This window comes from Caballeronia sp. 11_S32, from assembly GCF_056930355.1.
Genome location: NZ_JBXOWH010000005.1, coordinates 846,324 through 872,230, shown reverse-complemented (window position 1 = coordinate 872,230; position 25,907 = coordinate 846,324). Strand labels below are relative to the sequence as shown.

Sequence of the window (25,907 nt, the reverse complement as noted above, 5' to 3'; positions counted from 1 at the left end):
TTCAGTTCAGCTTCACCGTGGGCCGCACACGCTCGCGCAGCCATTGGCTCGCGGCGTACATCACCGCGCGCTTGACGCCCGTGAGCCCCATGATGTGCCTGCGATACAGGTGCCGGTAGCACGACGCCGCGAACCATCCGTCGATGAAGAGCGGCCGGCGCAGCAGCTCGCTCATCAGGGCGCCCGCCGCGCCCGCGCGTCCGAAGGAAATCAGCGTGCCCTGATCGCGGTAGGCGAAGAGCGGCACGGCGCGGGCGTCGAGACGGCGCGCGAGGGCATCGGCGAGATAGACGGCCTGCTGGTAAGCCGCCTGCGCGCGCGGCGGCACGAGCGCGTCGCCCTTCGATGCGGCGCACGCGGCGCAGTCGCCCATCGCGTAGATGCCCGAGTCTGGCCCCACCTGCAGCGTTCCGTCGACGATGACCTGCCCGAGCCGGTTCAACGGCAATCCTTCGAGCGTGCGCAGCACGGCCGGCCCTTCCACGCCAGCGGCCCAGATGGTGATATCGCTCGCGAGCGTTTCGCCGTCGGCTGTCGCGACGGCGTTCGCGTCGACCGACTGCACGCGGCAGCCGAGCCGGACTTCGACGCCGAGGCCCGCGAGCACGTCCTGAGCGCGCGCGGAGATGCGCTCGGGCAGCGCGGGCAGCACGCGCGGCGCACCTTCCAGCAGACGAATGCGGATGTCGTCCGCCGGATCGAGCGACGCAAGGTGATAGTCGCGCAGCATTTCCGCCGAGCCGCGCAGCGCGGCGGCCAGTTCGACGCCGGTCGCGCCGCCGCCGATCACCGTCACCGAAACCGGCGTCTTGGCGGCGCCGGGCGCCGCTTGCCGCGCGTGGCCCGAGCGCAGCAGGCTCGACAGCAGACGCCGCCTGAAGGTCTCCGCCTGTTCCACGGTCTCCAGCGTCAGCGCGTGCTGTTCGGCGCCGGGAATGGAGAAGAAGTTCGTGACGCTGCCGAGCGCGAGCACGAGCGTATCGAATGCGAGCGTTCTCTTCGGCAGGAGCGGGCGACCGTCGATGTCGGTCGTCTCGTCGATGACGATCTCGCGGCGCCCCCGGTCGATGCCCGAAAGCGCGCCCTGCTCGAAGCGGAAGTGGTTCCACTTCGCGTGAGCGGCGTAGTCGATCTGATGGCTCGATGCGTCGATCTGGCCTGACGCGACTTCGTGCAGGAGCGGCTTCCAGAAGTGCGTCGGGAAGCGGTCGATGAGGGTCACCTCGGCCCGGCGGCGCTTGCCGACGCCATTGCCGAGGCGCGTGGCGAGCTCGAGCCCGGCGGCGCCGCCGCCCACGATGACGATGCGGTGGGGCGAATCAACCTGGTGTTGCGCGTAAGGATTCAACATCATGGTTCTCCCGGGTGGTGCTTCATCGATTGAATGCGTTTGTGTCGCAGCGGCCTCGCTTGACGACCTCGTTGGAAAAAATATAAGGTCGCGAAAACATTTGCGCTATTTAGTATTTATCGCCGACTCATAAGTTTTCACTAATGTTAAAGACAACGACCTTCCGGCAATTGAGGACGCTGCAGACTGTTGCGCGCGTGGGCAGCATTTCGGGCGCGGCCGTGGAGTTGCATCTCACGCAGCCGGCGGTGTCCCTGCAGATTTCGCTTCTGGGCGAGGCGGCGGGCACGCCGCTGTTGCGGCGCGTGGGGCGCGAGGTTCAGCTCACGGCAGCGGGCGAGGTAATGGCGCGTTATGCGAACGAGATCCTGAGCCTCTGGAACGAGGCCGGCGAGGAAGTGGCGGCGCTGCGCGGCGAGCTGGGCGGCACGCTGCGCATCGGCGCGATCACAACGGCGGAATATCTCGTTCCGCCGCTCCTTGTGAGATTCACGAAGCAAAGACCGGGCGTGAAGCTGCAGTTTCGCATCGGCAATCGCGATGACATCGTGCGCATGCTCGCGACGAACGAAATCGATCTCGCGATCATGGGACGGCAACCGCGCGAGCTGCGCACGAGCGCGGCGGCATTCGCGAAGCACCCGATGGCGTTCGTCGCGGCGCCGTCGCATCCGCTCATGCACGCGAAGCGCCTGCACCTGACCGATCTCGAAGCGGCGAACCTGCTCGTCAGGGAGCGCGGCTCGGGCACGCGCGTCGCCATCGAGGGGCTGTTCAAGGAGGCGGGATTGAAGCTGCACGCGGCGTCGGAGCTGTCGAGCAATGAAGCGATCAAGCAGCTCGTCGAAGCGGGGCTCGGCGTGGCGTTTCTTTCGCTGCACGCGTGCGCGCTGGAGATGCAGGCGGGACTGCTCGCGACGCTGCCCGTGCCGTCGACACCGATCGAGCGGTCGTGGCATGTCGTGCATATGTCGGAGCGGCGCTTGCCGCAGGTGGCGAATGCGTTTCGGGAGTTTCTGGTGCAGTCGGGGGCTGAGGTGGGGGCGGCGGGAGAGAAGCGGAAGGTGCGGGGGCGGTGAGGGTGGGCCGCTCTGATCGAACGGCCCACGAGCCTCGGACACGGACCATGCGTAGCGGCTCGCTGCCGCCCGAGCTACCAGTATACGTCGATCTCGACGGTACCGCCCATCGCCTCCATCATCGCACGAATGTCGGCGGGCACATCTGGCTCACTATCGCCGGGCTCTCTATACAAGTAGCACCATAACGCCAGCGTCGCATTCTGTGCTTGAATCAGCTCGCGCAGATCGGGCCGCGGTAGCGCAAGCATGCTCTTGATGTAGCGCAGATGCGGCGCGAGCTGATCGCTGCGAATGGCGGTCTTGCTTTCGAAACTCCAGAAGTCGTTCGCCGCCGGTCGAGTGCTCAGCCTCCCTGAGGGATAGAGATACGGTTGTCCCTTTGTTCGGACACTGCTTGGCGTCACGCTGAAATATGTCGTCCAAAAACCGGGGTCCGCCGCGCCTCCGGAAATTATGAGCGTCGCGTGTGCGCGGGCGTGAGGGGCGATTGTGCTGGTCGCGTCAGGGCGCATAGTCATGGATATTGTCATCGAGGATTCGCTTCTTGAATTCGACGCGGCCATCATCATGGAAGATCACGTTGTCAGCTGGACCAAGTCCGTTCCTGGGCTTGAACTCGTGAAGCATGTCGCTGAATGTCGTTTCGTCATAGCCGAGCATCTTGGCCGCAAAGCGCGGGTTGTTCGTCTTGGTCGCGACCTCAAGCACATGATCACTGGGCGCGGCGGGCAGATACTCGAATGGTGCACCATCGAGCAACGAACTGCTGAGCGCCGTGGCGATCGTTCCATCGGGCAGAACGTCGCCGGGCTCGGCGGCCCAGATCGCCGGAAAATCGTCGGCGAGCAGTCTCGGAAGTCTTGGCCGTTCAAGCGGACGCACGCTGGCCGCGATGCTTGCCGCGCGCCGGAACAACGGCAACGCAGCGACAACTTCGCGCGGTTTGGGGCCGAGGCGCTCGCCGCCCGCGTTCTGATGAACCGACGTGCCTTTCACGGGCTGATCCGGAACCGTTACCAGATCGCCCGTCTCAATTGCGCGTTCGATCTTCCACGCAGCGGAAGCGTCGTCGTCACTCAGGCCGAGCAGATCGCGCAACTCGGCCATGATCTGCCGATCGTGCGACCAACTGAACTTGTCGGCCAGGAAGCTTCGCGCGCTCGCGGCGGCTCGCTGTTCGGCGTCGCGGCTCGTAAAGAACACATCGCGACGCTTGCGCAGCGTCAACGATAGTCGGCGCAGTCTTACTTCATTGCCCACTGGCATCCTCCATTTCGTCGCTTGCGAACATAAATAGTTAGCATAGCAAAGCATAAGGGGGAGATTGTGCGATGCCGTCAGCAGGTTACGCCTCAGCAACCGACACTGACCGCGTAACAGCGAAGCATATCGACACGGACGGCATCCTGCGCGATACACGGCGAGCTTCGACTTCCATCTTCCGGCGCGCTCAAACACGCGCATCGGCAAAACGCAAAAAACCCCGACAGCCTTCCGACGTCGGGGTTTCAGTCGAACGTGGTGAACGTTCGAAATGTATCTGGTGCCCAGGGCGGGACTCGAACCCGCACGCCTCTCGGCGCTACCCCCTCAAGATAGTGCGTCTACCAATTCCGCCACCTGGGCAAGGGGACCGCATTGTAGCGGGAAAATCGGAAAATGCGAAGGGTCCGCGTGCATTGCTTCGATTTCGAAGACCGAGGCGCTGCTACTACGGCCGCTACTACAATACCCAGCGTAGCAAGTGTCACCGCCGATTCGCCTGAATAATCTCATCGGTTCGCCCGGATCAGGAGCGTCCATGTTCGGCAACAGCTTGCGTTTCGAAGTCGGACCGGACTGGCAAGTCCACGTCGCCACGGACAGCTGGGCCGTCGCGACCCTGCTGGTGGCTGCCCTGCTGCTGGGGATTCTGCTGGCGAGCGTGATTTGCTATTACGCGACGCGCTCGATCATGCTGATGATCGTCAGCCGGCTCGCACGCAAGGAAGGGCGCAAGTGGCTGATCGCGGCGGAGCGCCATCGCGTGTTTCACCGGCTCGCGCCGCTCGTGCCCGCGGGGATCGTCTACCTGTCGGCGCCAATGCTCTCCGGCCTCACGTTTCCGCTGATCCCGGCGCTCGGCCGGCCATTGGCGATTCTCGCGGCCTGCTACATGGTCTACACGCTGGTGCGCGCGGCGCTCGCGCTGCGTGACAGCATCGACGAGCGCTACAGTCATTTCCCGTCAGCAGGCGAAAGACCGATCAAGAGCTTTCTGCAAATCGCCACCATCGTCGTGTATCTGGTCGCGCTGATCGCGGTGGTGTCGCTGCTGCTGGAGCGCTCGCCGCTCTATCTGCTGACGGGCCTGTCGGCCATCACCGCGCTGCTCATCATCATCTTCCGCGACTCGCTGCTCGGCTTCGTCGCCAGCATTCAGCTCGCGGCCTATGACATGCTGCGCGTCGGCGACTGGATCGAAGTGCCGGGGCATGTCGCCGATGGCGTCGTGATCGATATCGCGCTGAACACGATCAAAATACGCAACTTCGACAACACGATCGTGATGTTGCCGAGCCAGATCCTTCTGACGCACAGCGTGAAGAACTGGCGCGGCATGTTCGAGTCGGGCGGTCGGCGCATGCGTCATGCGATTCACATCGACGCCGACACCATCCGCTTTCCCGACGACGCGCTGCTCGCCCGCCTGCGCGATGCGATCGAGCGTCCGCTCGCGGCGCCCGAAGGCGAGCGCCGCACGAACCTCGGCCTGTATCGGCTCTATCTCAGCGGATATTTCCGTGAGCATCCCGCCGTGCGACGCGATCTTCCGCTCGTGATTCGTCACGTGCAGTCCGCCGCGCCTGTTGTCGCGCTGGAGATCTGCGTCTATATCAACGAGATACGCTGGGAGCGGTACGAGAATCTGCTCTCGGACATGCTCGATCACGCCTATGGTGTCGTGCCGCTGTTCGGCCTGCGTTGCTGGCAGAAAGAGCGGTCGTCGTCCGCGGCATCATGACGGCGATGAATCCGTGACCGCGGGTTCGGCGCGTCGCGCGGATTGATCGACACGATGCTTCGGCACCGCTCGCAACGCAGCGAGCACGCGCCGTGCATCATCGAGTTCCTTCTTCATCTCGTCGATGAGCCATTGAGCCACCGCGCGCGTGCTCTCCGAAGGATTCGACGAGCGATGTTCGAGCACGTAATTGCAGCCCGTTTCGATATAACAGTCCCACGCCGGAATGACCTTGCCTTCGTTGAGCGGCGCCGCGATTGCAAGCAGCCAGCCGAGCACGACGCCCTGGCCGAGCATTGCACACTGCACGGCGAGCCCCGGGTCCGTGTGATGCACCGCTTCACCGATGCCTTTATCGGACAGACCCGTCGCACGATGAAAATCCGCCCATGAAAGCGTGGTGACGTCGAGATGAATATAAGCGTGACCTTCGATGCTCTTCGGCGCATCGAGCGGGCCAAACTCCGCGAGATAGTTCGGACTGCAAATAGGGACGATGATCTCCGGACACATCAGCAGCGGATCTTTCTCCGAGCCGGGCCCATGCAGACGGATGCCGAGGTCCGCATCTTCGAGCGGTCCGTACAGGCGCCCGGGCATCACCTGCAAGCGCAAATTGATGGAAGGAAACGCACGGCGAAACTCGGCATAGCGCGGCAACAGCCACAGCGCGGCGAACCCGCTCGCGAGCGACAGCGTGACGATCTCGCCTTGCGCGTGATCGCGCTTGAGTTCGTCGATGGTATCGCCGATCTGCCCGAAGCCGGACGCGACGGCGCGCTGCAATGTTGCGCCGCGATCAGTCAGGGTTAGCCCTAGCTTCGTGCGCTCGAAGAGCTTGAAGCCGAGCGCGTCTTCGAGCCGCGCCACCATGCGGCTCACCGCGACGGGCGTCACGTTGAGCTCGCCGGCCGCCTTGGTGAAGCTCAAAAGCCGCGCGGATGTTTCGAAGACCAGCAGTGCCTGAAGCGAAGGAAGTCGGAGACTCATACAACACCATGTTATGGGGCATGCATCCATTTGTAATTTGACGGCGCATATTGGCCTCCTTACCTTGGCTCCGACGCCCACTTCATCTGGCAGGCCATGACACACGACACCGATAACCGCGCCGCCGCACCTGCTTCATCGGATCCATTGCTTCAGCCGTTCACCCTCAAGCATCTCGTGCTCAGGAACCGCGTGATGAGCACGAGTCACGCAAGCCGCCTGACACGCGATGAATTTCCGCAAGAGGTCTATCAACGGTATCACGAGGAAAAGGCGAAAGGGGGTATCGCGCTGACCATGTTCGGCGGCTCGTCGAACGTGAGCCTCGACAGTCCGAACACGTTCCAGCAGATCAACGTCGGGACCGATGCCGTGGTGCCGCATCTGCGGCGCTTCTCCGATCGCGTGCATACGCACGGCGCGGCGCTGATGTGCCAGATCACGCATCTCGGGCGGCGCGGCGATGCGTACACGGAACCCTGGTTGCCGATGATCGCGCCATCGCCCGTGCGCGAAACGCTGCATCGCGCCGTGCCGCAGGCGATTCATGAGGCCGATATCAAACGCGTGATCCGCGACTTCGGCCTCGCGGCGAAGCGCTGCCGCGAAGGCGGGCTCGATGGTATCGAAACGCATGCGGGCGGGCATCTCATCGGTCAGTTCATGGACCCGACCGTCAACCTGCGCACCGACAAATACGGCGGCTCGACGGCCAATCGCGTACGCTTCGCGATCGAGGTCCACGAGGAAATTCGCCGGCAGGTGGGCGACGATTTCATCGTGGGCTTTCGCTTCGCGCTCGAAGACGGATGCAGCTTCGAGGAAGGGCTGGAGATGTCGCGCATTCTGCAGGACACCGGCCTCTTCGACTTCTTCAATGTCACATTCGGGCGCATGGACACGAAGATGTCGCTCGCGGTGAATTCCATGCCGGGGATGTTCGTGCCGTCCGCGCCGTGGCTGCCGAAAGCTGCTGCATTCAAGCGCGCCGTCGATCTGCCCGTGTTTCATGCGGCCAAGATCGCCGACCTCGCCACCGCGCGCTATGCGATCCGCGAAGGCTTGCTCGACATGGTCGGCATGACGCGCGCGCATATCGCGGAGCCGCATCTCGTGAAGCTCGTCGAAGCGGGAAAGGAGGACGAGGCGCGGCCGTGCGTCGGCGCATCGTTCTGCCGCAATTTCCGCGCGACATGCATCCATAATCCGGCGACATCGCGCGAGACGTATCTCACGCATGACATACCGGAGGCCGCGCAGAAGAAGCGCGTGCTGGTCGTCGGCGCGGGACCGGCGGGACTCGAGTCGGCACGTATCTGCGCGACGCGCGGCCACGACGTCACCGTGCTCGAAGCGAATTCGACGGCGGGAGGACAAATGCTGCTCGCGGCGACGGGAAGCTGGCGGCGCGATCTCATCGGCATCGTGGACTGGCGTGTCGCGCAGCTCGACAAGCTCGGCGTCGATGTGCGCTACAACCACTACGCGGAATTGAGCGACGTGCTCGATCATGGCGCGGACGTCGTTATCATCGCGACGGGCGGTCTGCCGAATCTCGATGCGCTGCCTGGCGGCGAGCAGTGCAAGTCCGTGTTCGACGCGCTCACGGAAACGCCGCCGCGCGAGGGCAGCGTGCTCGTCTACGACGGCACGGGCCGTCACAACGCGTACCTCTGCGCCGAACGCTATGTCGATGCGGGCCTCGACGTATCGCTCGCGCTCATCGACAGCATGCCCGCGCAGGAAACCGGCGGACGCGGCGACGATCAGGTGTGGATGCGCAACATCGCGCGCTGGAATGTGCCGGTGCGCACGAACATCGAGCTGATCGAAGTGAGCACGTCGGATAACGGCAAGCGCCGCGCGGTCTTCCGTCATCATCTGACGAATGAGGTCGTGGAGATGGAGACGGACCATGTCGTCGTCGAGCGCGGCATGCTCGCGGTCGAAGATCTCTTCGAGGCGGCGCGCATGTACTCGATCAACGACGGCTATACCGATCTCGAAGCATTCGCCACGGGTAAGCCGCAGCCTGCGGCGCAAGAAGGCGAGGAAGGGCAATTCCATCTGTACCGCATCGGCGACGCGAGCGCGTCGCGCGACATTCACACGGCCATCTACGACGCCTACAGACTTTGCATGGCGCTGTGAGGGCACGTTCCATCCTATCCGCATAACGACATGACCGAGCGAGGCTGACCATGACATTGCCGAAGGAACTCGTTGTCGCCGATCCTGGCCGCCGCAAGGCGATGAAGACGCTGGCCGCCGCGGGCGCGGCGACCCTCATTTTGCCGGGCGCTTCGACACTCGCGTTCGCGGCGGCCGAGCCCGCGCCGCAACGCGGCGGACGCATCCGCGTGGCGCTGGCGAACCAGTCGCTGATGGATTCGCTCGATCCCTCGAAGGGCACGCATACGGGCGACTACTCGCGCGCGTACATGTTCTATAGCGGCCTCACCGAGCTCGACGCCGACTTCAAGACGCAAAACGCGCTCGCGGAAAAGCTCGAATCCGACGACTTCGTGAAATGGACCGTCACGCTGCGGCCCAACGTGCATTTCCACGACGGCAAGCCCTTCACATCCGACGATGTCGTGTTCTCGCTGATGCGCCACAAGGACCCGGCGACGGCATCGAAGGCCAAGTCCATCGCGGACGGCATCAGTTCGGTGAAGGCGGCCGGGCCGCTCAAGGTCGAGATCACGTTGACGGAACCGAATGTCGATCTTCCCGCGCTGCTCGCGATTCCGCATCTGGTGATCGTGGCCGCGAACACGACGGACTTCTCCAAGGGCAACGGCACGGGCCCGTTCGTGTGCAAGGAGTTCACGCCGGCGCAGCGCTGCATCGGCACGCGCAATCCGAACTTCTGGAAGCCGGGTCGTCCGTATCTCGATGAGGTCGAGATCATCGGCATCGGCGACGATGCGGCGCGCACCAATGCGCTGCTCGCGGGCGATGTGCAGCTCATCTCGCCGCTGCCCGCGCGCGATGTCGATCGCGTCAAGCAGACGGGCAAGGTGACGGTGCTCGAAAGCCCGTCGCAGCTTTATTCGGACCTCGCATTGCGGCAGGACATGCTGCCAACGAAGAGCACGGACTTCAACGAAGGCATCAAGTATCTGCACGACCGGCAGCGCATCGTGAACGTGATGCTGCGCGGCCACGGCACGCTCGCGAACGATCATCCGGTGCCGGAGTGGCATCCGTATTTCATGAAGGGATTGCCGCAGCGCGCATACGATCCGGACAAGGCGCAGTTCCACTTCAAGAAGGCCGGCACGCCGGGCGCGCGCGCGGAGATCATCGCGCCGCCATCGGTCGAGACTGCGCTCGATTCCGCAATGATGCTCCAGCAGGCCGCGAAGCAGGCGGGCGTCGATATCAACGTGCGCCGCGTGCCCGCCGACGGTTACTGGACCACGTACTGGATGAAGTACCCGATGACCTACGGCTCGATCCTGCCGCGCCCGACGCTCGATCTGCTGTACACGCAGTTCTTCCGCTCGAATGCGAACTGGAACGAGTCGGGCTGGAAGAACGAGCAGTTCGATCAACTGCTGGTGCAGGCGCGCCGCGAGCGCGACGAAGCGAAGCGCAAGCAGGTATACGGCGACATGCAGACCATCGTCTATGAGAAGAACAGTCTTGTGATTCCGGCGTTCATCAACTTCATCGACGCGCAGAGCTCGACGCTGCGCGGATTGAAGGGCACGCCATCGGGCCGCGTGATGGGCTACCGGTTCGCGGAGTTCGCGTGGCTCGACAAGGCGTGAACATCGGTCGCGCCGATGTTCACGGCCGAGCTACCACAGCGCCTGGCTCGTCAGCGCGAACTGCGTGAGCGTTTCATCGACGGATGGCGTGCCGTTCAGCGCCATCTGCTCGATGGTATCGACGAGCGGCAGTCCGAGCCCTTCGAGCCACGCGGAAAGCCCATATCGCAGCGGCGTATCGACACGCACGAACATGCCCGCGTTCAGCGCGAGCCAATAGCTGATCAACGCCTTGGCGCGGCTCTGGTCCGTCGATTCGGGCGCGATCACCGGGCCGATCACATGACCGTCACCGAAACGCCGGAACAGCGCGAAGCCGATGAGTTCGCCATCGCGATCGAGCGCGATGCCGCTTGCGACATCGAGCAATTCCGGCAGCAGATCGGTGCGATCCAGACCGCTCGCGCGAGATGCCAGTTCGGCGAGACGCGGCGTGTCCTTCGCGCCGATCGGACGCAGCCGTTCGCCCGGCGGAAGCGATACGAGCGGCGGCTGAAACGCCGCGCCCTGATGCTGATGAATGGTGTCGATACGCGTGAAGCCGCGTTCCTCGCACAAGGGCTTGCCTTCGTTCGATGCATGGATCAGCAGCATGCGCGAGCCGAGCTTCGCCATCAATCGATCGAGCAGACCGCGCCCGATGCCGCGACGCTGATGCTCGGGCGACACGATGAACATGCCGAGCGTCGCGGCATCCGTGCCGAATTGCCACGCGAGCGCCGTGCCGACCAGTTCGCCTTGCTGGGAGACGGCGGCGAACCCGCTGCCGAGACGCGCCGCGAAGCGCCAGTCGTCCGCGCGATGCCGCCATTTGACGGACGCCGACAGCGCGTGCGCCGCGGCGATGTCGTCGAGCGTGAAAGCCCGGTATTCGACCACATCGTTCTTGCTCGAGTCGGGCACGCCGGCCTCCTCACTTTGAAGACATTTACCGTGACTTTGACACCGCGCAGCGCGCATGGCTAGGACGATCTTCCTGTCCCGCGCGGCGCATGGGCCGGCGCGCGTGGTGCAACGCAAAACCGCAGGTTATCGCGGCAAGAACGCGCGCGCTGTGCCGAATCGGCAATTTTGTCAGCGAAATATGCCGGTGCGCTGGTCCTACGATAAAGCCATGTCAACGCAACATCCCGGAGGAGGACTCACGCATATGGACCGGTTCGATCCTGCCAGCATCGCCATCAGGAGCGGGCACTTCATCGGCGGCGAATTGATCGATGCGGGCGCGTCGCGTATCGAAGTATCGCGTCCGTCGGATGGCGTCGCGTATGCATCGGTGCCCGTCGCCGATGACGCGATGATCGACTACGCCGTGCAGAACGCGTTCAGCGCGTTCAAGAAGAGCGACTGGGCGCGCCGCGCGCCACGCGAGCGCGCACGCGTGCTGCGCAAGTTCGCCGATCTCGTCGCCGCCGATGCAACGAATCTCGCGCCGCTCGAAGCCCTCGGCTCGACGCGTCCCGTGCGCGATGCATATAACTGGGACGTGCCGTTCACCGCCGAGAGCATCCGCTTCTATGCGGAGCTTGCCGACAAGATCGGCGGCGATGTCGCGGCGACCGATCATCGGCATCTGGGCATGACGATCGCCGAGCCGTATGGCGTGATCGGTGCGATTGCGCCGTGGAATTTTCCGCTCGTGATGGGCGTATGGAAGACCGCGCCCGCGCTCGCGGCGGGCAACGCGGTCGTGCTGAAGCCCTCGGAGATGACGCCGTTCAGCGCACTGCGTCTTGCCGAACTCGCGCTCGAAGCGGGCGTGCCGCCGGGCATCTTCAATGTCGTTCAGGGCGATGGCCGCACGACCGGCGATGCGCTCGTGCGTCATCCGCGTATCGGCAAGGTCACGTTCACCGGATCGACGCGCACCGGCGCCGCGATCATGGCCGCCTGCGCGGAGAGCGGCACGAAGCCCGTCACGCTCGAACTCGGCGGCAAGAGCCCGCAGATCGTATTCGCCGATGCACCGCGCATCGATGAAGTGGCGCGGCGTATCGCCGGAGCGATCACGGGCAACGCGGGGCAAGTGTGCGTCGCAGGCTCGCGGCTGCTCGTGCAGCGACCGATCGCGGATGAGTTGATCGAACGCATCGCGCAAGCCTTCGGCGAGCTCAAGGCGGGTCCGACATGGGCAGCGGGCACGACCTTGCCGCCGATCATCTCCGAGCCGCAGGCGCAGCGCATCGACGCGATCGTTCAACGCAGCATCGCGGGCGGCGCGACCTTGCGTTGCGGCGGCAGGCGCGCGGATGCCGCGACGCCCGGCGCGTTCTATTCACCGACCTTGCTATGCGACGTCACGCAGGACAGCGACGCCGTGCGCAGCGAAATCTTCGGCCCGGTGCTCACGGTGCAGTCATTCGACACCGAGGAAGAAGCGCTCGAACTGGCTGCGCATCCCGAATACGGTTTGGCCGCGGGCGTGCATACCGCGGACATCGGCCGCGCATTGCGCATGGTGCGCGGCATCGAAGCGGGCACTGTTTGGGTCAACCGTTATGGACGCACGAGCGACTTCGTGATTCCGACGGGGGGCTACAAGCGCTCGGGTATCGGCAAGGATCTCGGCCGGCAGGCTTATGAAGCGAATCTGCGCTTCAAGAGCGTACTTATCGACACCGAAGGCTGAGGCAAACGCACAAGCACGAACGTTCGAAAAAGCCGCCGCATTTTTTGCTGTGGCGATGGCCCAAAACGCATGACTTATATCGTCGCGAGGCACGCATTCAACGCCATCAGTCATTTTTGCCTTGTTTAAATTTTTCTTAATGCATCGCTGTTCCTTGTTTTCACCACTGAACTCCGGACGGGTTCATCACACGACAGGACTGACACCATGATCGATTTCGAGCCGAAGTACATCACGTTCGACTGCTACGGCACGCTGACGAAGTTCCGCATGGCCGATATGGCGCGCGAGATGTACGCCGACCGCCTGCAAGGCGACGACCTGGAGCAATTCGTCAAGTTCTTCTCGGGCTATCGTCGCGATGAAGTGCTCGGCGCATGGAAGCCGTATCGCGACGTGATCGTCAACGCGGTGCGCCGCACGTGCGAGCGCATGAACGTCGAATTCAACGAAGCCGAAGCAGAGAAGTATTACCTCGCCGTGCCGACGTGGGGCCCGCATCCGGACGTGCCGGAAGGCCTCTCGCGCCTGGCGAAGAAGTACAAGCTCGTGATTCTGTCGAACGCATCGAACGATCAGATTCAAAGCAACGTCGACAAGCTCGGCGCGCCGTTCCATCGCGTGTTCACGGCGCAGCAGGCGCAGTCCTACAAGCCGCGCATGCAGGGCTTCGAGTACATGTTCGATCAATTGAACTGCAATCCGGAAGATGTGCTGCATGTGTCGTCGAGCCTGCGCTATGACCTGATGACCGCGCACGACATGGGCGTCAAGCACAAGGCGTTCGTGAAGCGCGGCCACGAGCCGGGCACGCCGTACTACGAGTATTACGAAGTGGACACCATCGGCGATCTCGCCGGCCAACTCGGTCTGTAATCAACGCCACTTCACGCGAGCAATGCCGATGAAACTCGACTCCTACTGGCTCGACACCGCGCCCGCGATGATCTCGACGTGCGAAGGCCCGGCGGATGGTCAGGCCGATGTCGCCGTGATCGGCGGCGGGTTCACGGGTTTGTCGGCGGCGCTCGCTTGCGCCAGGCGCGGCGCATCCGTTGCCGTGCTCGACGCCGGGCGCATGGGCGGCGGCGCGTCGGGACGCAACGGCGGTCAGTGCAATACGGGCGTCGCGCAGGACTATGCGGCGTTGCGCTCGCAACTCGGCGCCCTGCGCGCGCAGGGCTGTTATCGCGCGTATGCGGCGGCGGTGAGCACCGTCGAGCGTTTGATTCGCGAAGAGAATATCGATTGCGACTATCTCGCGTCGGGCAAGCTGAAGCTCGCCGCGAAGCCGCATCATCTCGAACACATCGCGAAGACTGCCGAGTTGATCCGGCGCGAAGTCGATCCCGACATCGATCTGCTCGATCGCGAGCAGGTCCGCAATGAAGTGCAATCGGATGCCTTTCACGGCGGCCTGTTGCAGCGTCATGGCGGCCAGATGCATATGGGCAAGTTCGCAGTCGGACTCGCGCAGGCCGCAGCGAGGCAAGGCGCGCGTCTTTATGAACACGCTGAAGTGGCCGCGATCACGAAGGAAGGCGGCGCGTATCGAATCGATTCGAAGCGCGGCACATTGCGCGCGAAGCAGGTGTTGATTGCAACGGGTCCTTCGAAGCACGGCCCGTTCGCGTGGTATCGGCGCAGGCTCGCGCCGGTCGGCTCGTTCATCATCGTGACCGAGCCGCTGCCCGAGGATCAACTGCAACGACTGCTGCCGAATCGACGCTCGTACACGACGAGCCGTCTGATGCACAACTACTTTCGTGTCACGCCCGATGCGCGCCTGCTGCTTGGCGGACGTGCACGCTTCACCGCATCGGAGCGTCCATCGGATGCAAAGAGCGGACGCATTCTGCAAGCCAATCTCGCATCGATTTTCCCGAGTCTGGCCGATGCGCGCATCGACTATTGCTGGGGCGGCCTCGTCGATATCACCGCCGACCGTCTGCCCCGCGCGGGCCAGCACGACGGCATCTATTACTCGATGGGCTACAGCGGCCACGGCACGCAGATGTCGACACACATGGGCCAGGTCATGGCCGACGTGATGAACGGCAACGCGGATGCGAACCCCTGGCGCGATTTCGACTGGCCCGCAATTCCGGGCCATACGGGCAAGCCGTGGTTTCTGCCGCTCGTCGGCGCGTATTACTCGATCAAAGACGTGTTCTATTGAAGCATCGGAAGCAAAGACAGGCGGCCTTCATATAACGATCAAGCCGTCGAACATTTACAGCCCCTATCGCGGAGAAGTTCATGAGCATCGACAAATCGCCTGAAGCACTCGCCCATGCCGATGCCGGCAAACGGCTCGAAGAACTGACGCGCCGTGGCGCGTCGCGGCGCAACGTCTTGCGCGCGATGGCCGCGGGCGGACTTCTCTCGGTGACGGGCGCGGGGCTCCTCACCGCGAGCGGCGCCGCTTTTGCGCAGGACAAGCCGAAGCAGGGCGGACGCATCCGCGTGGCGACACAGTCGTCGTCCGCCGCCGATACGCTCGATCCCGCCAAGGGCGCGCTCGGCACCGACTATGCGCGCGCGTTCATGTTCTATAGCGGCCTGACGGAACTCGACAATCGCCTCGGCGCGAAAATGGCGCTCGCCGAATCCCTCGAAACGAAGGACGCGATCGTATGGGTCGTGAAGCTGCGCAGCGGCGTGCAGTTCCACGACGGCAAGTCTCTCACGCCGCAGGACGTCATTTATTCGCTGATGCGCCATAAGGACCCGGCGGTCGGCTCGAAAGCGAAGACGCTCGCCGATCAGTTCAAGGAAGTCAAGGCTACCGGCCCGAACGAACTGACCATCACGCTGACGGGCGCGAACGCGGACTTGCCGGTGATTCTCGCGGACTCGCACTTCCTCATCATCAAGGACGGCACCACGGACTTCAAGACCGCCGTGGGCACGGGCCCGTTCAAGCTGAAGGAGTTTGCGCCGGGCGTGCGTACCGTGGGCGTGCGCAACGAGAAGTACTGGAAGCCGGGCATGCCGCATCTGGACGAAGTGGAGCTTATCGGCATCGCCGATGAACCCGCGCGCGTGAACGCGCTGATGTCGGGCGACGTGCAGCTCATCAATGCGGTGAGCGCGCGTTCGACCGAGCGCATCAAGGGCACGCCTGGCTTTGCGGTGCTGGAAACGAAGACGGGCCAGTACACCGATCTCATCATGCGCGACGATGGCGGCATCACGGGCAACGCGGACTTCCGCCGGGGCATGACGTATCTGATGGACCGCGAGCAGATGCGCAAGACGATCTTCCGCGGCTATGGCGCGATCGGCAACGATCAGCCTATCGATCCGAGCAACAAGTACTACATGTCGGGCCTGCCGCAACGCGGCTTCGATCCCGACAAGGCGAAGTTCCACTTCCAGAAGGCGAAGGTCGGCAATACGCCGATTCAGCTGTACGCATCGCCGGCGGCGGAAGGCTCCGTCGAAATGGCCGTGCTGATGCAGCAGGTCGCGCCGCAGGCGGGCATCAATCTGCAAGTGGTGCGCGTGCCTTCCGATGGCTACTGGTCGAATCACTGGATGAAGCATCCGCTCGGCTTCGGCAACATCAATGCGCGCCCGAGCGCGGACGTTATCTTCACGCAGTTCTTCAAGTCCGACGCACCGTGGAACGAAGCCAACTGGAAAAGCCCGCAGTTCGATCAGATGCTGGTCGCCGCGCGCGGCGAGCCGGACGATGCGAAGCGCAAGAAGATCTACGGCGACATGCAGGAGCTCGTGCATACGGATGGCGGCATCGGCATTCCTATGTTCCAGAGCTCGCTCGACGCCCATACATCGAAGCTGAAGGGCCTGGGCGGCATTCCGCTCGCGGGCCTGATGGGATGGATGTTCGCTGAGAACGTGTGGCTCGAGGCATGAGCGTGCTGTGACACCGGACGCGCGCCGTGCCTGTCACGACGGCGCGCGCTGTCAAACCTTCAACGAGAGGCGATATCCGATGAAAGTTCATGCGCAACGACTCGTCGCCGCGCGCCTCGGCCTCGCGCTGCTCACGCTGTGGATCGTGTCGATGGTGGTGTTCGGCATCACCGGTCTCTTGCCGGGCGATGCCGCGCAACAGGCGCTCGGCCAGGCCGCGACGCCCGAGCAGGTGGAGGCGCTACGGCACCAGTTCGGCCTCGATCAACCCGCGGTCACGCGCTATGTGCAATGGCTCATGCATGTGGTGACGGGCAATTTCGGCACGTCGCTGTCGAATAATCTGCCGGTCAGTGAACTGATCGCCACGCGTCTGCCGAATTCGCTCGTGCTCGCGGGATTGACGGCGCTCGTGTCCGTGCCGCTCGCGCTCTTGATCGGCATCCTCTCGGCGATGTATCGCGGATCGCTCGTCGATCGCGCGCTCAACGTGTTCACGCTTTCAACCGTGGCCGTGCCGGAGTTTCTCGTCGCGACCATCGCCGTGCTGATCTTCGCGGTGAAGCTGCGCTGGCTGCCCGCGCTGTCGTATCTGTCGGATGTATCGTCGTTCGGCGCGCTCGTGCGAACGTATGCGATGCCCGTGATGACGCTCTGCTGCGTGATCGTCGCGCAGATGGCGCGCATGACGCGCGCGGCGGTGCTCGATCAGCTGAACGCTTCGTATGTGGAAATGGCGTTGCTCAAAGGCGCTTCACCGATGCGCGTCGTGTTGCGGCACGTGCTGCCCAACACCATCGGCCCCATTGCCAATGCGGTCGCGCTTTCGCTGTCGTATCTGTTCGGCGGCGTGGTGATCGTCGAATCGATCTTCAACTATCCCGGTCTCGCGAGCCTCATGGTCGATGCCGTCACCAATCGCGACATGCCGCTCGTGCAGGGCTGCGTGATGGTGTTCTGCGCGGCATATCTCGCGCTCGTTCTCATCGCCGATCTGGCTCAGATCGTCTCCAACCCGAGGCTGCGTCAACGATGAATCGGAACGTCTTTTCTCACGCCACGACCGTGCTATACGACCAGCCTCCCGCCGATGCGCCGCAAGAGCAGGCGCCTGCCGTTACGAAGCGCGGCATGTTGAGCCGCCTCGTCCACCGCTTTTCGGTGCTGGGGCTGATCGGCCTTTTCATCGTCGTGTTCTGGCTCGCGGTCGCGTTCATCGGGCCGGTCGTCGCGCCGTATAAAGGCGGCGCGTTCACGTCGACGGAAGTCTTCGGCTCGTATAGCGCCGCGCATCTGCTCGGCACCGATTATCTCGGCCGCGACATGCTGAGCCGCATTCTCTACGGCACGCAGTACACGGTCGGTCTCGCACTTGCATCGACGGTCGCGGCGAGCGTCATCGGCACGTTCTTCGGTCTGGTCGCCGCTGTCTCGGGGCGCTGGGTCGATGAAGTCCTGAGCCGCCTCTTCGATGCGCTCATCTCGATCCCGAGCAAGATTCTCGCGCTCGTCGTGATCGCGGCATTCGGCTCGTCCATTCCGATGCTGATGATGGTCGCCGCGCTCGCGTATATCCCCGGTGCGTTCCGCATCTCGCGTTCGCTCGCGGTGAACATCATGACGCTCGAATATGTGCAGGTGGCGAAGGCGCGCGGCGAGAAGCTGTTCTATATCGCGCGTGTCGAAGTGCTGCCCAACATGATTCACCCGATGCTCGCGGACTTCGGCTTGCGCTTCGTGTTCATCGTGCTGCTGCTGTCGGGCCTGAGCTTTCTCGGCTTGGGCGTGCAGCCGCCGAACGCCGACTGGGGTTCGCTCGTGCGCGAGAACATCGGCGGTCTCGCGGAAGGCGCGCCTGCCGTGCTGATGCCCGCGGTCGCCATCGCGACGCTGACCGTCGGCGTGAATCTGCTCATCGACAGCCTGCGCCGTCATGGCGCGCGTTCGCATGGAGGCGGCCAGTGAATACGAACATGATCGAAGTCAGAGGCTTGCGCGTCGTTGCGGGCGCGGCGCCCGATCCGGTCGTCGAGATCGTGAAGGGCGTCGACTTCACGGTGAAGAAGGGCGAAGTGCTCGCGTTGATCGGCGAATCGGGATCGGGCAAGACGACCATCGCGCTGGCGCTGCTCGGGCATGCGCGCGGCGGTTGCTCGATCGCGGGCGGGTCGGTCAGGATCGGCGATACCGATGTCCTGTCGCTCGATGCGAAGGGCCGGCGCGCGTTGCGTGCGCGCACGGTCGCGTATGTTGCGCAGAGCGCGTCGGCGGGCTTCAATCCGGCGCGCACGATCATGGATCAGGTTACCGAGCCCGCGTTGCTGCACAAGCTGATGACGCCCGCCGCCGCGCGCGAGAAAGCCATCGGCCTGTTTCGTTCGCTCGCGTTGCCGAGTCCCGAGACTATCGGCGATCGATATCCGCATCAGGTGTCGGGCGGTCAGTTGCAGCGTCTGATGGCGGCGATGGCGTTGATCACCGATCCCGCTGTTGTCGTGTTCGATGAACCGACCACCGCGCTCGATGTGACCACGCAAATCGAAGTGCTCGCCGCATTCAAGGGCGTGGTGCGCGAGCTGGGCACGACAGCGGTGTATGTGTCGCACGATCTTGCTGTCGTCGCGCAGATGGCGGATCGCATCGTCGTGTTGAACGGCGGACGCGTGCGCGAAAACGGCGCGACCGCGCAAGTGCTCGATGCGCCCGTGGACGAATACACGCGTCAATTGCTCGCGGCCACGCGCCGGCCCGAAGTCGAACTTGTCACGGCCGATGCAGCGAAGGAAGCGCCGCTGCTCGAAATCCGCAACCTGAGCGCGGGCTATGGCCGCATCGATGCGAACGGCGTGCCCGCCGTGCGCGTGCTCGACGACGTGAGCCTGAAGATCCCGCGCGGCACGACACTCGGCGTGATCGGCGAATCCGGCTCGGGCAAGACGACGCTCGCGCGCGTGATCGCGGGTCTCGTCGACCGCGCGCGCGGCGATGTGCTGCTCGATGGAAAGTCCTTGCCCGCGAAGCTGTCGGAACGCACGCTCGAACAATATCGTCGCGTGCAGATCGTGTTCCAGAACGCGGATACCGCGTTGAACCCGAGCCGCACCATTGCCGATATCCTTGCGCGGCCGATGAACTTCTATCATGGCCTGCGCGGCGCGCCTGCGCAAAAGCGCATGCTGGAACTGCTCGATCTCGTGAAGTTGCCCGCGTCGATCGCGAAGCGGCAACCGGGCGGCTTGTCGGGCGGACAGAAGCAGCGCGTGAATCTCGCGCGTGCGCTCGCGGCGAATCCCGAACTCATTCTCTGCGACGAAGTGACGTCCGCGCTCGATACGGTCGTCGGCGCGGCGATCCTCGATCTGCTCGCGGAATTGCGCCGCGAACTGAACGTGTCGTACATGTTCATCAGCCACGACATATCGACGGTGCGCGCGATCTGCGATGAAGTCATCGTGCTCTATGCGGGTCAATGCGTCGAAGCGGGTCAGCGCGATGCGCTTTCGCGTCCGCCGTATCACCCGTACACGGGTTTGCTCGTCGATTCGGTGCCCGCGCTGCGTCCCGGCTGGCTCGATTCGCGCCGCGCGATGGCGCTTGGCGCGCTGCCCGTGCTCGGCCCGGAAAGCGATGCGCGCGAGCTGTGCAGCTTCCGCTCGCGCTGCTCGGCGCGCATCGACGGCAAGTGCAATGTGACGCCGCCTGCGAAGAAGACCTTGCCGTCGGGCGCGCAGATTCTCTGTCATCACAGCGCCGACGATCTCGCGCGCATGCAGTCGATCGAAACGGTGACGGCATGAGCGGACGCTTCGTCAGAGTCGCGGAGAAAGGGCGCAGGACGTTCGAGATCGTCATCGACGGCAGGCACGCGCTCGCAGCCGAAGGCGACACGTTGATGGTCGCGTTGCTGACCTCGCAAGAAAACCTGCGCGATTCGGAGTTCGGCGATGGCCGCCGCGCGGGCTTCTGCGTGATGGGCGCGTGCCAGGACTGCTGGGTGTGGACCGCGAGCGGCGAACGCTTGCGCGCCTGCACGACGCAGGCGGTGGAAGGCATGTCGATCGTCACGCGCCTTTCCGTTGCCGAGGAGGGCGTATGGCCGCGACTGTGATCGTGATCGGCGCGGGACCAGCGGGCGTGCGCGCGGCGCAGGCGCTCGTGGAGGCGGGCTTGCGTCCCGTGGTCATCGATGAGGGCAGGCGCGATGGCGGGCAGATCTATCGCCGTCAGCCTGAAGGTTTCACTCGCACGTATGAAACCTTGTACGGCACCGAAGCGGAACGCGCGCGTGCATTACACGATGCGTTCGATGGGTTGCGCGCGAAGATCGATTACGTGCCCGATACGCTCGTATGGAACATCGAGCCGAATGCGGTGCATGTGGTGAGCGGCACGCGTCATCGCAAGATCGCGTTCGACGCGCTCATCATATGCAGCGGCGCGACGGATCGTCTGATGCCCATTCCCGGATGGCATCACGCGGGCGCGTATAGCCTCGGCGGCGCACAGGTCGCATTGAAATCGCAGGGCTGCGCGATCGGCTCGCGCGTCGTGATGATGGGCACCGGGCCGTTGCTCTATCTCGTCGCCGCGCAATACGTGAAGGCAGGCGCGACGGTGAGCGCGGTGCTGGATACATCGACATTCGCGCAACGTATCCGCGCATTGCCGCAATTGCTCGCGATTCCTTCGACGCTTAAAAAAGGCATCGCGTTGATGAGCGTGCTGAAGGACGCGCGCGTGCCGGTTCATCGCGGGATCACGCCGATTGCCATAGAAGGCACGCCGGAACACGGCGTTCAAAGCGTGCGGGTGAAGCAAGGCAACGGCGCCACGCTTCAAGTGAATTGCGATGCCGTCGCGCTCGGCTATCACTTGCGCTCGGAGACGCAACTCGCTGATCTCGCGGGCTGCGAATTTCGTTTCGATCACGCGCTGCAGCAATGGCTTCCCATTGCCGATATAGACGGCCGCAGCAACGTAAAGGGCGTCTATATCGCGGGCGATGGAGCACGCGTGCGCGGCGCCGATGCGGCCGAACGCGCGGGACGGCTCGCGGCGCTGGCCGCGTTGAAGGACATCGGCCTGAAATACGACGCGGCGGAAGCCGACAAGTTGCGCATGCAACTAAACCGCTTCACGCGCTTCGCGGCAGGCTTGCGCACGGCGTTCCCGTGGCCCGCGCGTTTCGCGGCCGCGTTGCCGGATGAAACTATCGTCTGCCGTTGCGAAGCGATTACCGCTGGCGAGCTTAGACGCGTCGTCAATGAAATGGGCGCGCAAGAAGCGAATCGCGCGAAGGCGTTCTCACGCGTCGGCATGGGCCGATGCCAGGGCCGTTTCTGCGCGCATGCGGGTGCGGAGGTCATCGCGGCGGAGGCACGCGTGCCACTCGAAGCGGTTGGGCGCCTGCGCGGGCAAGCACCCGTCAAACCTCTGCCGATGGCGCTCGCGCCGCACCAGGACATGGAGACCAGCGAATGAGCGAGCGCGCCGATGTGATCGTGATCGGCGGCGGCATCGTCGGCACGACGACCGCCTTCTTTCTGCGCCGGCGCCAGCGCTCGGTGATCGTGCTCGAACGCGGTTTGACCGGCCAGCAGGCGAGCGGCGTGAACTTTGGTGGTGTGCGCCGGCAGGGACGCGCGCTCGAACAACTCGCGATGTCGAATCGCGCGCTCGAAACATGGCGGCGTTCGCGCGAATTGCTCGGCGAGGATATCGAGTTCCTGCCATCGGGTCATACGCGCGTGTGCTATCACGCGCATGACGCGGAATATTTTCACCGCTATGCCGCCGATGCGCGCGCCTACGGTCTCGATCTCGAAGTGCTCGAAGGCGCGGCGATGTTGAGGCGCTTTCCGTTTCTCGGCCGCGACGTGCTCGCCGCATCCATCTCGCCGCTCGATGGCCACGCGAATCCGCGTCTCGCCGCGCCCGCGTTCGGACGCGCGGCGGCGCGGCTCGGCGCGCGCATCGTCGAGAACACGGACGTGGTGCGCGTGGAGAAAGAGGCGGGCGGCTTTCGCGTGGAAACCGCAACGGGCGACGTGTATCGCGCCGAGCAAGTGCTGATCTGCGCGGGCGCATGGGCCAACGCACTATCGACGCAATTCGGCGAGCCCGTGCCGCTCACCGCACGCGGCCCGCAGATGGCCGTGACCGAACCCGTGCCTTACGTCTTCAAGTTCTCGATGGGCGTGTACACGTCCATCAAGGAAGAGAGCGTGTATTTCCGGCAGATTCCGCGCGGCAATATCGTGCTGGGCGGCGGCCCGCCCGGTCCCGCCGATGCAGGCACGCGACGCGCCTCCGTGCTGCCCGACAACACCGTCGCGCAGATGGCGCAGTTTCGCCGCATGGTGCCCTCGATGCGCCCGCTGCATGTGATTCGCGTGTGGAGCGGCGTCGAAAGTTATCTGCCGGATTCGGAGCCGGTGATCGGCCCGAGCTCGAAAGCCGATGGTCTGTTCTATGCGTTCGGCTTCAGCGGATCGGGCTTTCAGATCGGTCCGGGCGTCGGTGAAACGCTCGCGGAATTGCTCGATACCGGCGGCACGCCCATCGATCTCGCTTCGTTTTCCATCAGACGATTCGAGCGCGCTTCGTCGACGCACGCCGAATCGGTCATCTCCGAGACTTCGCCATGAGTCAAGCCAATCTCGTCGACGCGCTCGCCTATATCGAAGCCAATTTCGACAAGACCGTGAGCCTCGCGCAACTCGCGGATCTCTCGGCGCTGAGCGTATCGCGTTTTGCGACCGTGTTTCGCGAGCAATTCGGGCTTTCGCCATACAAGTACTTGTGCGAGTTGCGCGTGCGGCGCGCGCAGACCTTGTTGCTCGCGGGCGTGCCGGGATCGGTGGTCGCGACGGAAGTGGGCTTCTTCGATCAAAGCCATCTCGCGCGGCATTTCAAGCGGCTGTGCGGCATGACGCCGAGCGCCTTCGTCGAGCGCACGCGCAAGAAAGCGCGCTCAGCCGAGCTCGATGCCGGTCTGATGAAGCGCGTCGCGCAAGCAGAGCCGAGGGTATTTGCTCTCCACGACGCGCATGTCGCTTAGCGCTTCCTGGATGATCCACTTGCGCACATCGGCGACGATGGGCCGCACAGGCCGGTTCGGCGGCGTGAGCAGACAACAGCGGCGGCTCGTGACGATCAGTTCTTCTTCGGTCGGCACGAGCGCGCCTTGCGCGAGCCAGTGCGATGTCACGTTCAGCCACCCGAGCGCGATGCCCTGGCCGAGCAGCGCCGCCTGCACGACGATCGCGTAATCGTTGAAGCGCAACATGCCCGCTGCATGCCGCTCCTTTTCGGCGAACGCATGAAAGCGTTCATGCCAGCCGCGTTCCTCGTCATCCATGACGATGACCGTATCGCCATGCGCGCGCGCGGCATCGGTCTGCGCGAGTTCGTGATAGCGGGGATTGCAAAGCGGCAACAGCATTTCGGGCATCACGAGCACGGCGTTTTCATCGATCTCTTCATCATGCAGAAAGCGCATGCCGAGATCGACATCGACGAGCGGCCCGCCGATGCGCCCCGATATGAGCTGAAACCGCAAATCGACGGAAGGAAACGCCTGATTCAGACGGCTCATGCGCGGCATGAGCCAATGCGTGGTGAAGCCCGTGGACACGGACAGCGTGACTGTTTCGATGCCCGTTGCGCGCGCCTCGATCTCGCGAATCGCGCTTTCGATGCCGCTGAAGCCTTCCGATATCTTGCGATAAAGAATCTCGCCGCTTTCGGTGAGTTCGATGCCGCCGCGCACGCGCTCGAAGAGCCGCACGCCGATATGGTCTTCCATGCGCGCGAGCATGCGGCTGACGGCCGGCTGGCTCACATAAAGCTCTTGTGCGGCGCGCGTGAAATTCCCGCAGCGCGCGGCCGCCTCGAATACGAAAAGCGCATTCGCGCTAGGCAGTTTTCTTCGAAGGTTTGGCATGACTTCATGTTATGCCCGATCCAACAATTTTGGAATTGCCGTCAAAAACATCGCGACTTAGTATTTTCCCAACCTCTCTCTTTCTGACGAGACGAACGACATGGACGTACGCGCGAAAACCGGAGTGTCGATCAGGTCCGCCACCAAGCGCTATGGCGCGGTGACAGCGCTCGAGGACGTATCGCTCGATATCGCGCCCGGCGAGTTCGTCTCGCTGCTCGGGCCTTCGGGTTCCGGCAAGACGACGCTGCTCGGCATCCTCGGCGGCTTCGTTCAGCCGTCCTCGGGCAGCGTGTGGGTCGGCGAGCGTGACATTACATTTGCGCCGCCGCATAAGCGCGATATCGGCATCGTGTTCCAGAACTACGCGCTCTTTCCGCACATGACGGTGGGCGAGAACGTCGCGTTCTCGCTGCGCGCGCGTCGCGAGCCGAAGTCGACGTGGGCGAAGCGTGTCGCCGATGCGCTCGCGATGGTCGAGCTCAAAGGTTATGAAAGCCGCAGCATCCATCAGCTTTCCGGCGGACAGAAGCAACGCGTGGCGCTCGCGCGCGCGATCGTGTTTCAGCCGCAACTGATCCTGATGGACGAGCCGCTCTCCGCGCTCGACAAGCAATTGCGCGAGACCATGCAGATCGAATTGCGCAGGCTGCATCGCCAGCTTGGCGCGACCATCGTCAACGTGACGCACGATCAGCGCGAGGCGCTCACGATGAGCGATCGCGTCGCCGTATTGAAAGACGGCAGGCTCGTGCAGATCGACACGCCGGAACGCCTGTATGACCGTCCTTGCGATGCGTTCGTTGCGAGCTTCATCGGCGAAGCGACCATGCTCGATGTCACGCGCGCCGGCGACGATGCCGTGCGTCTCGGCGATACCGTTCTTCGCACGGCGCACCCCTTGCCGCGCGGTGAAAAGCTGCTTCTCGCGGTGCAGACGGAAAAGCTCGTCATCGACGGCGAGAATCGTCATGCGAATGCCAACCGCCTTTCCTGCCGCGTGACCGAAGTGCTCTATCAAGGCGAGAGCCTGCGTGTGTTCGCCGCGCTCGCCGACGGCACCGCCATCAGTCTTCGACAACCCGGCAGCCATGAGGCGCGCAAGCGCATTCCCGCGCCGGGTGAGTCGATGACCGTCGCGCTCGATCCGCAAGACACGATCGTCGTGTCGGCCTGATTTCTTCTGACCGCCTGTGCACGGGCGATTCCGACTGCAAACGTAGATGCGCAACCCGTAGAGGATGA

At 63.9% G+C, this 25,907-nt stretch carries 22 protein-coding genes and 1 tRNA gene; 16 read left to right on the top strand and 7 right to left on the bottom strand.

Annotated features, from left to right (window positions below):
- Window position 1 precedes the first annotated feature (1 nt).
- Window positions 2-1,354 (bottom strand): NAD(P)/FAD-dependent oxidoreductase, encoded by a 1,353-nt coding sequence (locus AC1Z32_RS38515; RefSeq protein ID WP_483484094.1) that lies wholly within the window; start codon window positions 1,352-1,354, stop codon window positions 2-4.
- Window positions 1,355-1,494: 140 nt separating this feature from the next.
- Between AC1Z32_RS38515 and AC1Z32_RS38510 the strand changes: the two genes are divergently transcribed.
- Window positions 1,495-2,430, top strand: a complete 936-nt coding sequence (locus tag AC1Z32_RS38510; protein WP_483484093.1) for a LysR family transcriptional regulator — start codon at window positions 1,495-1,497, stop codon at window positions 2,428-2,430.
- A 74-nt stretch (window positions 2,431-2,504) separates the two neighbouring features.
- Here the strand turns inward: AC1Z32_RS38510 and AC1Z32_RS38505 are convergent, their stop codons facing one another.
- From AC1Z32_RS38505 to AC1Z32_RS38495, 3 genes are all read right to left on the bottom strand, one after another.
- Entirely contained in the window at window positions 2,505-2,951 is a 447-nt protein-coding gene (locus AC1Z32_RS38505; protein WP_483484092.1) for a DUF4279 domain-containing protein, read from the bottom strand.
- Window positions 2,935-3,660, bottom strand: coding sequence for a hypothetical protein (locus AC1Z32_RS38500; RefSeq protein WP_483484091.1), 726 nt, complete (start codon window positions 3,658-3,660; stop codon window positions 2,935-2,937). The genes AC1Z32_RS38505 and AC1Z32_RS38500 overlap by 17 nt, the downstream gene beginning before the upstream one ends.
- Window positions 3,661-3,974: 314 nt before the next feature.
- Window positions 3,975-4,059 (bottom strand) — tRNA-Leu (locus AC1Z32_RS38495).
- Between the two features lie 175 nt (window positions 4,060-4,234).
- Between AC1Z32_RS38495 and AC1Z32_RS38490 the strand changes: the two genes are divergently transcribed.
- Window positions 4,235-5,437, top strand: a complete 1,203-nt coding sequence (locus AC1Z32_RS38490; protein WP_483484090.1) for a mechanosensitive ion channel family protein — start codon at window positions 4,235-4,237, stop codon at window positions 5,435-5,437.
- On the opposite strand, the gene AC1Z32_RS38485 is transcribed toward AC1Z32_RS38490, so the two are convergent.
- Window positions 5,432-6,427 (bottom strand): LysR family transcriptional regulator, encoded by a 996-nt coding sequence (locus AC1Z32_RS38485; RefSeq protein WP_483484089.1) that lies wholly within the window; start codon window positions 6,425-6,427, stop codon window positions 5,432-5,434. The genes AC1Z32_RS38490 and AC1Z32_RS38485 overlap by 6 nt on opposite strands.
- Window positions 6,428-6,523: 96 nt before the next feature.
- On the opposite strand from AC1Z32_RS38485, the gene AC1Z32_RS38480 reads away from it, so the two are divergent.
- Both AC1Z32_RS38480 and AC1Z32_RS38475 read left to right on the top strand, forming a co-directional pair.
- On the top strand, window positions 6,524-8,578 hold the full coding sequence (locus tag AC1Z32_RS38480; protein ID WP_483484088.1) for an oxidoreductase: 2,055 nt from the start codon (window positions 6,524-6,526) through the stop codon (window positions 8,576-8,578).
- Window positions 8,579-8,628: 50 nt separating this feature from the next.
- Entirely contained in the window at window positions 8,629-10,206 is a 1,578-nt protein-coding gene (locus AC1Z32_RS38475; RefSeq protein ID WP_483484087.1) for an ABC transporter substrate-binding protein, read from the top strand.
- A gap of 30 nt (window positions 10,207-10,236) precedes the next feature.
- Here AC1Z32_RS38475 and AC1Z32_RS38470 read toward each other — a convergent pair whose 3' ends face one another.
- On the bottom strand, window positions 10,237-11,109 hold the full coding sequence (locus AC1Z32_RS38470) for a GNAT family N-acetyltransferase (RefSeq protein ID WP_483484086.1): 873 nt from the start codon (window positions 11,107-11,109) through the stop codon (window positions 10,237-10,239).
- A 247-nt stretch (window positions 11,110-11,356) separates the two neighbouring features.
- Here AC1Z32_RS38470 and AC1Z32_RS38465 point away from each other — a divergent pair, with 247 nt between their 5' ends.
- The 11 genes from AC1Z32_RS38465 to AC1Z32_RS38415 all read left to right on the top strand — a co-directional run bounded on the left by AC1Z32_RS38465 (window position 11,357) and on the right by AC1Z32_RS38415 (window position 23,777).
- Complete coding sequence (locus AC1Z32_RS38465; RefSeq protein ID WP_483484157.1) at window positions 11,357-12,835, top strand: aldehyde dehydrogenase family protein; 1,479 nt, start codon at window positions 11,357-11,359, stop codon at window positions 12,833-12,835.
- A gap of 207 nt (window positions 12,836-13,042) precedes the next feature.
- On the top strand, window positions 13,043-13,711 hold the full coding sequence (locus AC1Z32_RS38460) for a haloacid dehalogenase type II (protein WP_062608427.1): 669 nt from the start codon (window positions 13,043-13,045) through the stop codon (window positions 13,709-13,711).
- A 28-nt stretch (window positions 13,712-13,739) separates the two neighbouring features.
- The gene (locus AC1Z32_RS38455) at window positions 13,740-15,014 is read left to right on the top strand and encodes an NAD(P)/FAD-dependent oxidoreductase (protein WP_483484085.1); all 1,275 of its coding nucleotides are present in this window, start codon (window positions 13,740-13,742) and stop codon (window positions 15,012-15,014) included.
- Window positions 15,015-15,094: 80 nt separating this feature from the next.
- Window positions 15,095-16,717, top strand: a complete 1,623-nt coding sequence (locus AC1Z32_RS38450) for an ABC transporter substrate-binding protein (RefSeq protein WP_483484084.1) — start codon at window positions 15,095-15,097, stop codon at window positions 16,715-16,717.
- Between the two features lie 79 nt (window positions 16,718-16,796).
- Window positions 16,797-17,753 carry an ABC transporter permease gene (locus AC1Z32_RS38445; protein ID WP_483484083.1) on the top strand — a complete coding sequence of 319 codons (957 nt, stop codon included), beginning with the start codon at window positions 16,797-16,799 and terminating at the stop codon, window positions 17,751-17,753.
- Window positions 17,750-18,682: an ABC transporter permease gene (locus AC1Z32_RS38440; protein ID WP_483484082.1), complete on the top strand. Its 933-nt coding sequence runs from the start codon at window positions 17,750-17,752 to the stop codon at window positions 18,680-18,682. Before AC1Z32_RS38445 ends, AC1Z32_RS38440 begins: the two co-directional genes overlap by 4 nt.
- A gap of 8 nt (window positions 18,683-18,690) precedes the next feature.
- Entirely contained in the window at window positions 18,691-20,514 is a 1,824-nt protein-coding gene (locus AC1Z32_RS38435) for an ABC transporter ATP-binding protein (RefSeq protein ID WP_483484081.1), read from the top strand.
- Entirely contained in the window at window positions 20,511-20,825 is a 315-nt protein-coding gene (locus AC1Z32_RS38430) for a (2Fe-2S)-binding protein (RefSeq protein ID WP_483484080.1), read from the top strand. The genes AC1Z32_RS38435 and AC1Z32_RS38430 overlap by 4 nt, the downstream gene beginning before the upstream one ends.
- On the top strand, window positions 20,810-22,198 hold the full coding sequence (locus AC1Z32_RS38425; protein WP_483484079.1) for an FAD/NAD(P)-dependent oxidoreductase: 1,389 nt from the start codon (window positions 20,810-20,812) through the stop codon (window positions 22,196-22,198). The genes AC1Z32_RS38430 and AC1Z32_RS38425 overlap by 16 nt, the downstream gene beginning before the upstream one ends.
- Complete coding sequence (locus AC1Z32_RS38420) at window positions 22,195-23,364, top strand: NAD(P)/FAD-dependent oxidoreductase (RefSeq protein ID WP_483484078.1); 1,170 nt, start codon at window positions 22,195-22,197, stop codon at window positions 23,362-23,364. Before AC1Z32_RS38425 ends, AC1Z32_RS38420 begins: the two co-directional genes overlap by 4 nt.
- Window positions 23,361-23,777 (top strand): helix-turn-helix domain-containing protein, encoded by a 417-nt coding sequence (locus tag AC1Z32_RS38415; RefSeq protein WP_483484077.1) that lies wholly within the window; start codon window positions 23,361-23,363, stop codon window positions 23,775-23,777. The genes AC1Z32_RS38420 and AC1Z32_RS38415 overlap by 4 nt, the downstream gene beginning before the upstream one ends.
- On the opposite strand, the gene AC1Z32_RS38410 is transcribed toward AC1Z32_RS38415, so the two are convergent.
- Window positions 23,691-24,662, bottom strand: coding sequence for a LysR family transcriptional regulator (locus AC1Z32_RS38410; RefSeq protein ID WP_483484076.1), 972 nt, complete (start codon window positions 24,660-24,662; stop codon window positions 23,691-23,693). The genes AC1Z32_RS38415 and AC1Z32_RS38410 overlap by 87 nt on opposite strands.
- A gap of 100 nt (window positions 24,663-24,762) precedes the next feature.
- Between AC1Z32_RS38410 and AC1Z32_RS38405 the strand changes: the two genes are divergently transcribed.
- On the top strand, window positions 24,763-25,839 hold the full coding sequence (locus AC1Z32_RS38405) for an ABC transporter ATP-binding protein (RefSeq protein WP_483484075.1): 1,077 nt from the start codon (window positions 24,763-24,765) through the stop codon (window positions 25,837-25,839).
- The last annotated feature ends 68 nt before the right edge of the window (window positions 25,840-25,907 follow it).

Excerpts from the sequence above, each read along its gene's own strand:
- AC1Z32_RS38515 (WP_483484094.1), bottom strand. The coding sequence starts at position 1,354 with ATGATGTTGAATCCTTACGCGCAACACCAGGTTGATTCGCCCCACCGC.
- AC1Z32_RS38510 (WP_483484093.1), top strand. The coding sequence starts at position 1,495 with ATGTTAAAGACAACGACCTTCCGGCAATTGAGGACGCTGCAGACTGTT.
- AC1Z32_RS38505 (WP_483484092.1), bottom strand. The coding sequence starts at position 2,951 with ATGACTATGCGCCCTGACGCGACCAGCACAATCGCCCCTCACGCCCGC.
- AC1Z32_RS38490 (WP_483484090.1), top strand. The coding sequence starts at position 4,235 with ATGTTCGGCAACAGCTTGCGTTTCGAAGTCGGACCGGACTGGCAAGTC.
- AC1Z32_RS38485 (WP_483484089.1), bottom strand. The coding sequence starts at position 6,427 with ATGAGTCTCCGACTTCCTTCGCTTCAGGCACTGCTGGTCTTCGAAACA.
- AC1Z32_RS38480 (WP_483484088.1), top strand. The coding sequence starts at position 6,524 with ATGACACACGACACCGATAACCGCGCCGCCGCACCTGCTTCATCGGAT.
- AC1Z32_RS38475 (WP_483484087.1), top strand. The coding sequence starts at position 8,629 with ATGACATTGCCGAAGGAACTCGTTGTCGCCGATCCTGGCCGCCGCAAG.
- AC1Z32_RS38465 (WP_483484157.1), top strand. The coding sequence starts at position 11,357 with ATGGACCGGTTCGATCCTGCCAGCATCGCCATCAGGAGCGGGCACTTC.
- AC1Z32_RS38460 (WP_062608427.1), top strand. The coding sequence starts at position 13,043 with ATGATCGATTTCGAGCCGAAGTACATCACGTTCGACTGCTACGGCACG.
- AC1Z32_RS38455 (WP_483484085.1), top strand. The coding sequence starts at position 13,740 with ATGAAACTCGACTCCTACTGGCTCGACACCGCGCCCGCGATGATCTCG.
- AC1Z32_RS38450 (WP_483484084.1), top strand. The coding sequence starts at position 15,095 with ATGAGCATCGACAAATCGCCTGAAGCACTCGCCCATGCCGATGCCGGC.
- AC1Z32_RS38445 (WP_483484083.1), top strand. The coding sequence starts at position 16,797 with ATGAAAGTTCATGCGCAACGACTCGTCGCCGCGCGCCTCGGCCTCGCG.
- AC1Z32_RS38440 (WP_483484082.1), top strand. The coding sequence starts at position 17,750 with ATGAATCGGAACGTCTTTTCTCACGCCACGACCGTGCTATACGACCAG.
- AC1Z32_RS38435 (WP_483484081.1), top strand. The coding sequence starts at position 18,691 with ATGATCGAAGTCAGAGGCTTGCGCGTCGTTGCGGGCGCGGCGCCCGAT.
- AC1Z32_RS38430 (WP_483484080.1), top strand. The coding sequence starts at position 20,511 with ATGAGCGGACGCTTCGTCAGAGTCGCGGAGAAAGGGCGCAGGACGTTC.
- AC1Z32_RS38425 (WP_483484079.1), top strand. The coding sequence starts at position 20,810 with ATGGCCGCGACTGTGATCGTGATCGGCGCGGGACCAGCGGGCGTGCGC.
- AC1Z32_RS38420 (WP_483484078.1), top strand. The coding sequence starts at position 22,195 with ATGAGCGAGCGCGCCGATGTGATCGTGATCGGCGGCGGCATCGTCGGC.
- AC1Z32_RS38415 (WP_483484077.1), top strand. The coding sequence starts at position 23,361 with ATGAGTCAAGCCAATCTCGTCGACGCGCTCGCCTATATCGAAGCCAAT.
- AC1Z32_RS38410 (WP_483484076.1), bottom strand. The coding sequence starts at position 24,662 with ATGCCAAACCTTCGAAGAAAACTGCCTAGCGCGAATGCGCTTTTCGTA.
- AC1Z32_RS38405 (WP_483484075.1), top strand. The coding sequence starts at position 24,763 with ATGGACGTACGCGCGAAAACCGGAGTGTCGATCAGGTCCGCCACCAAG.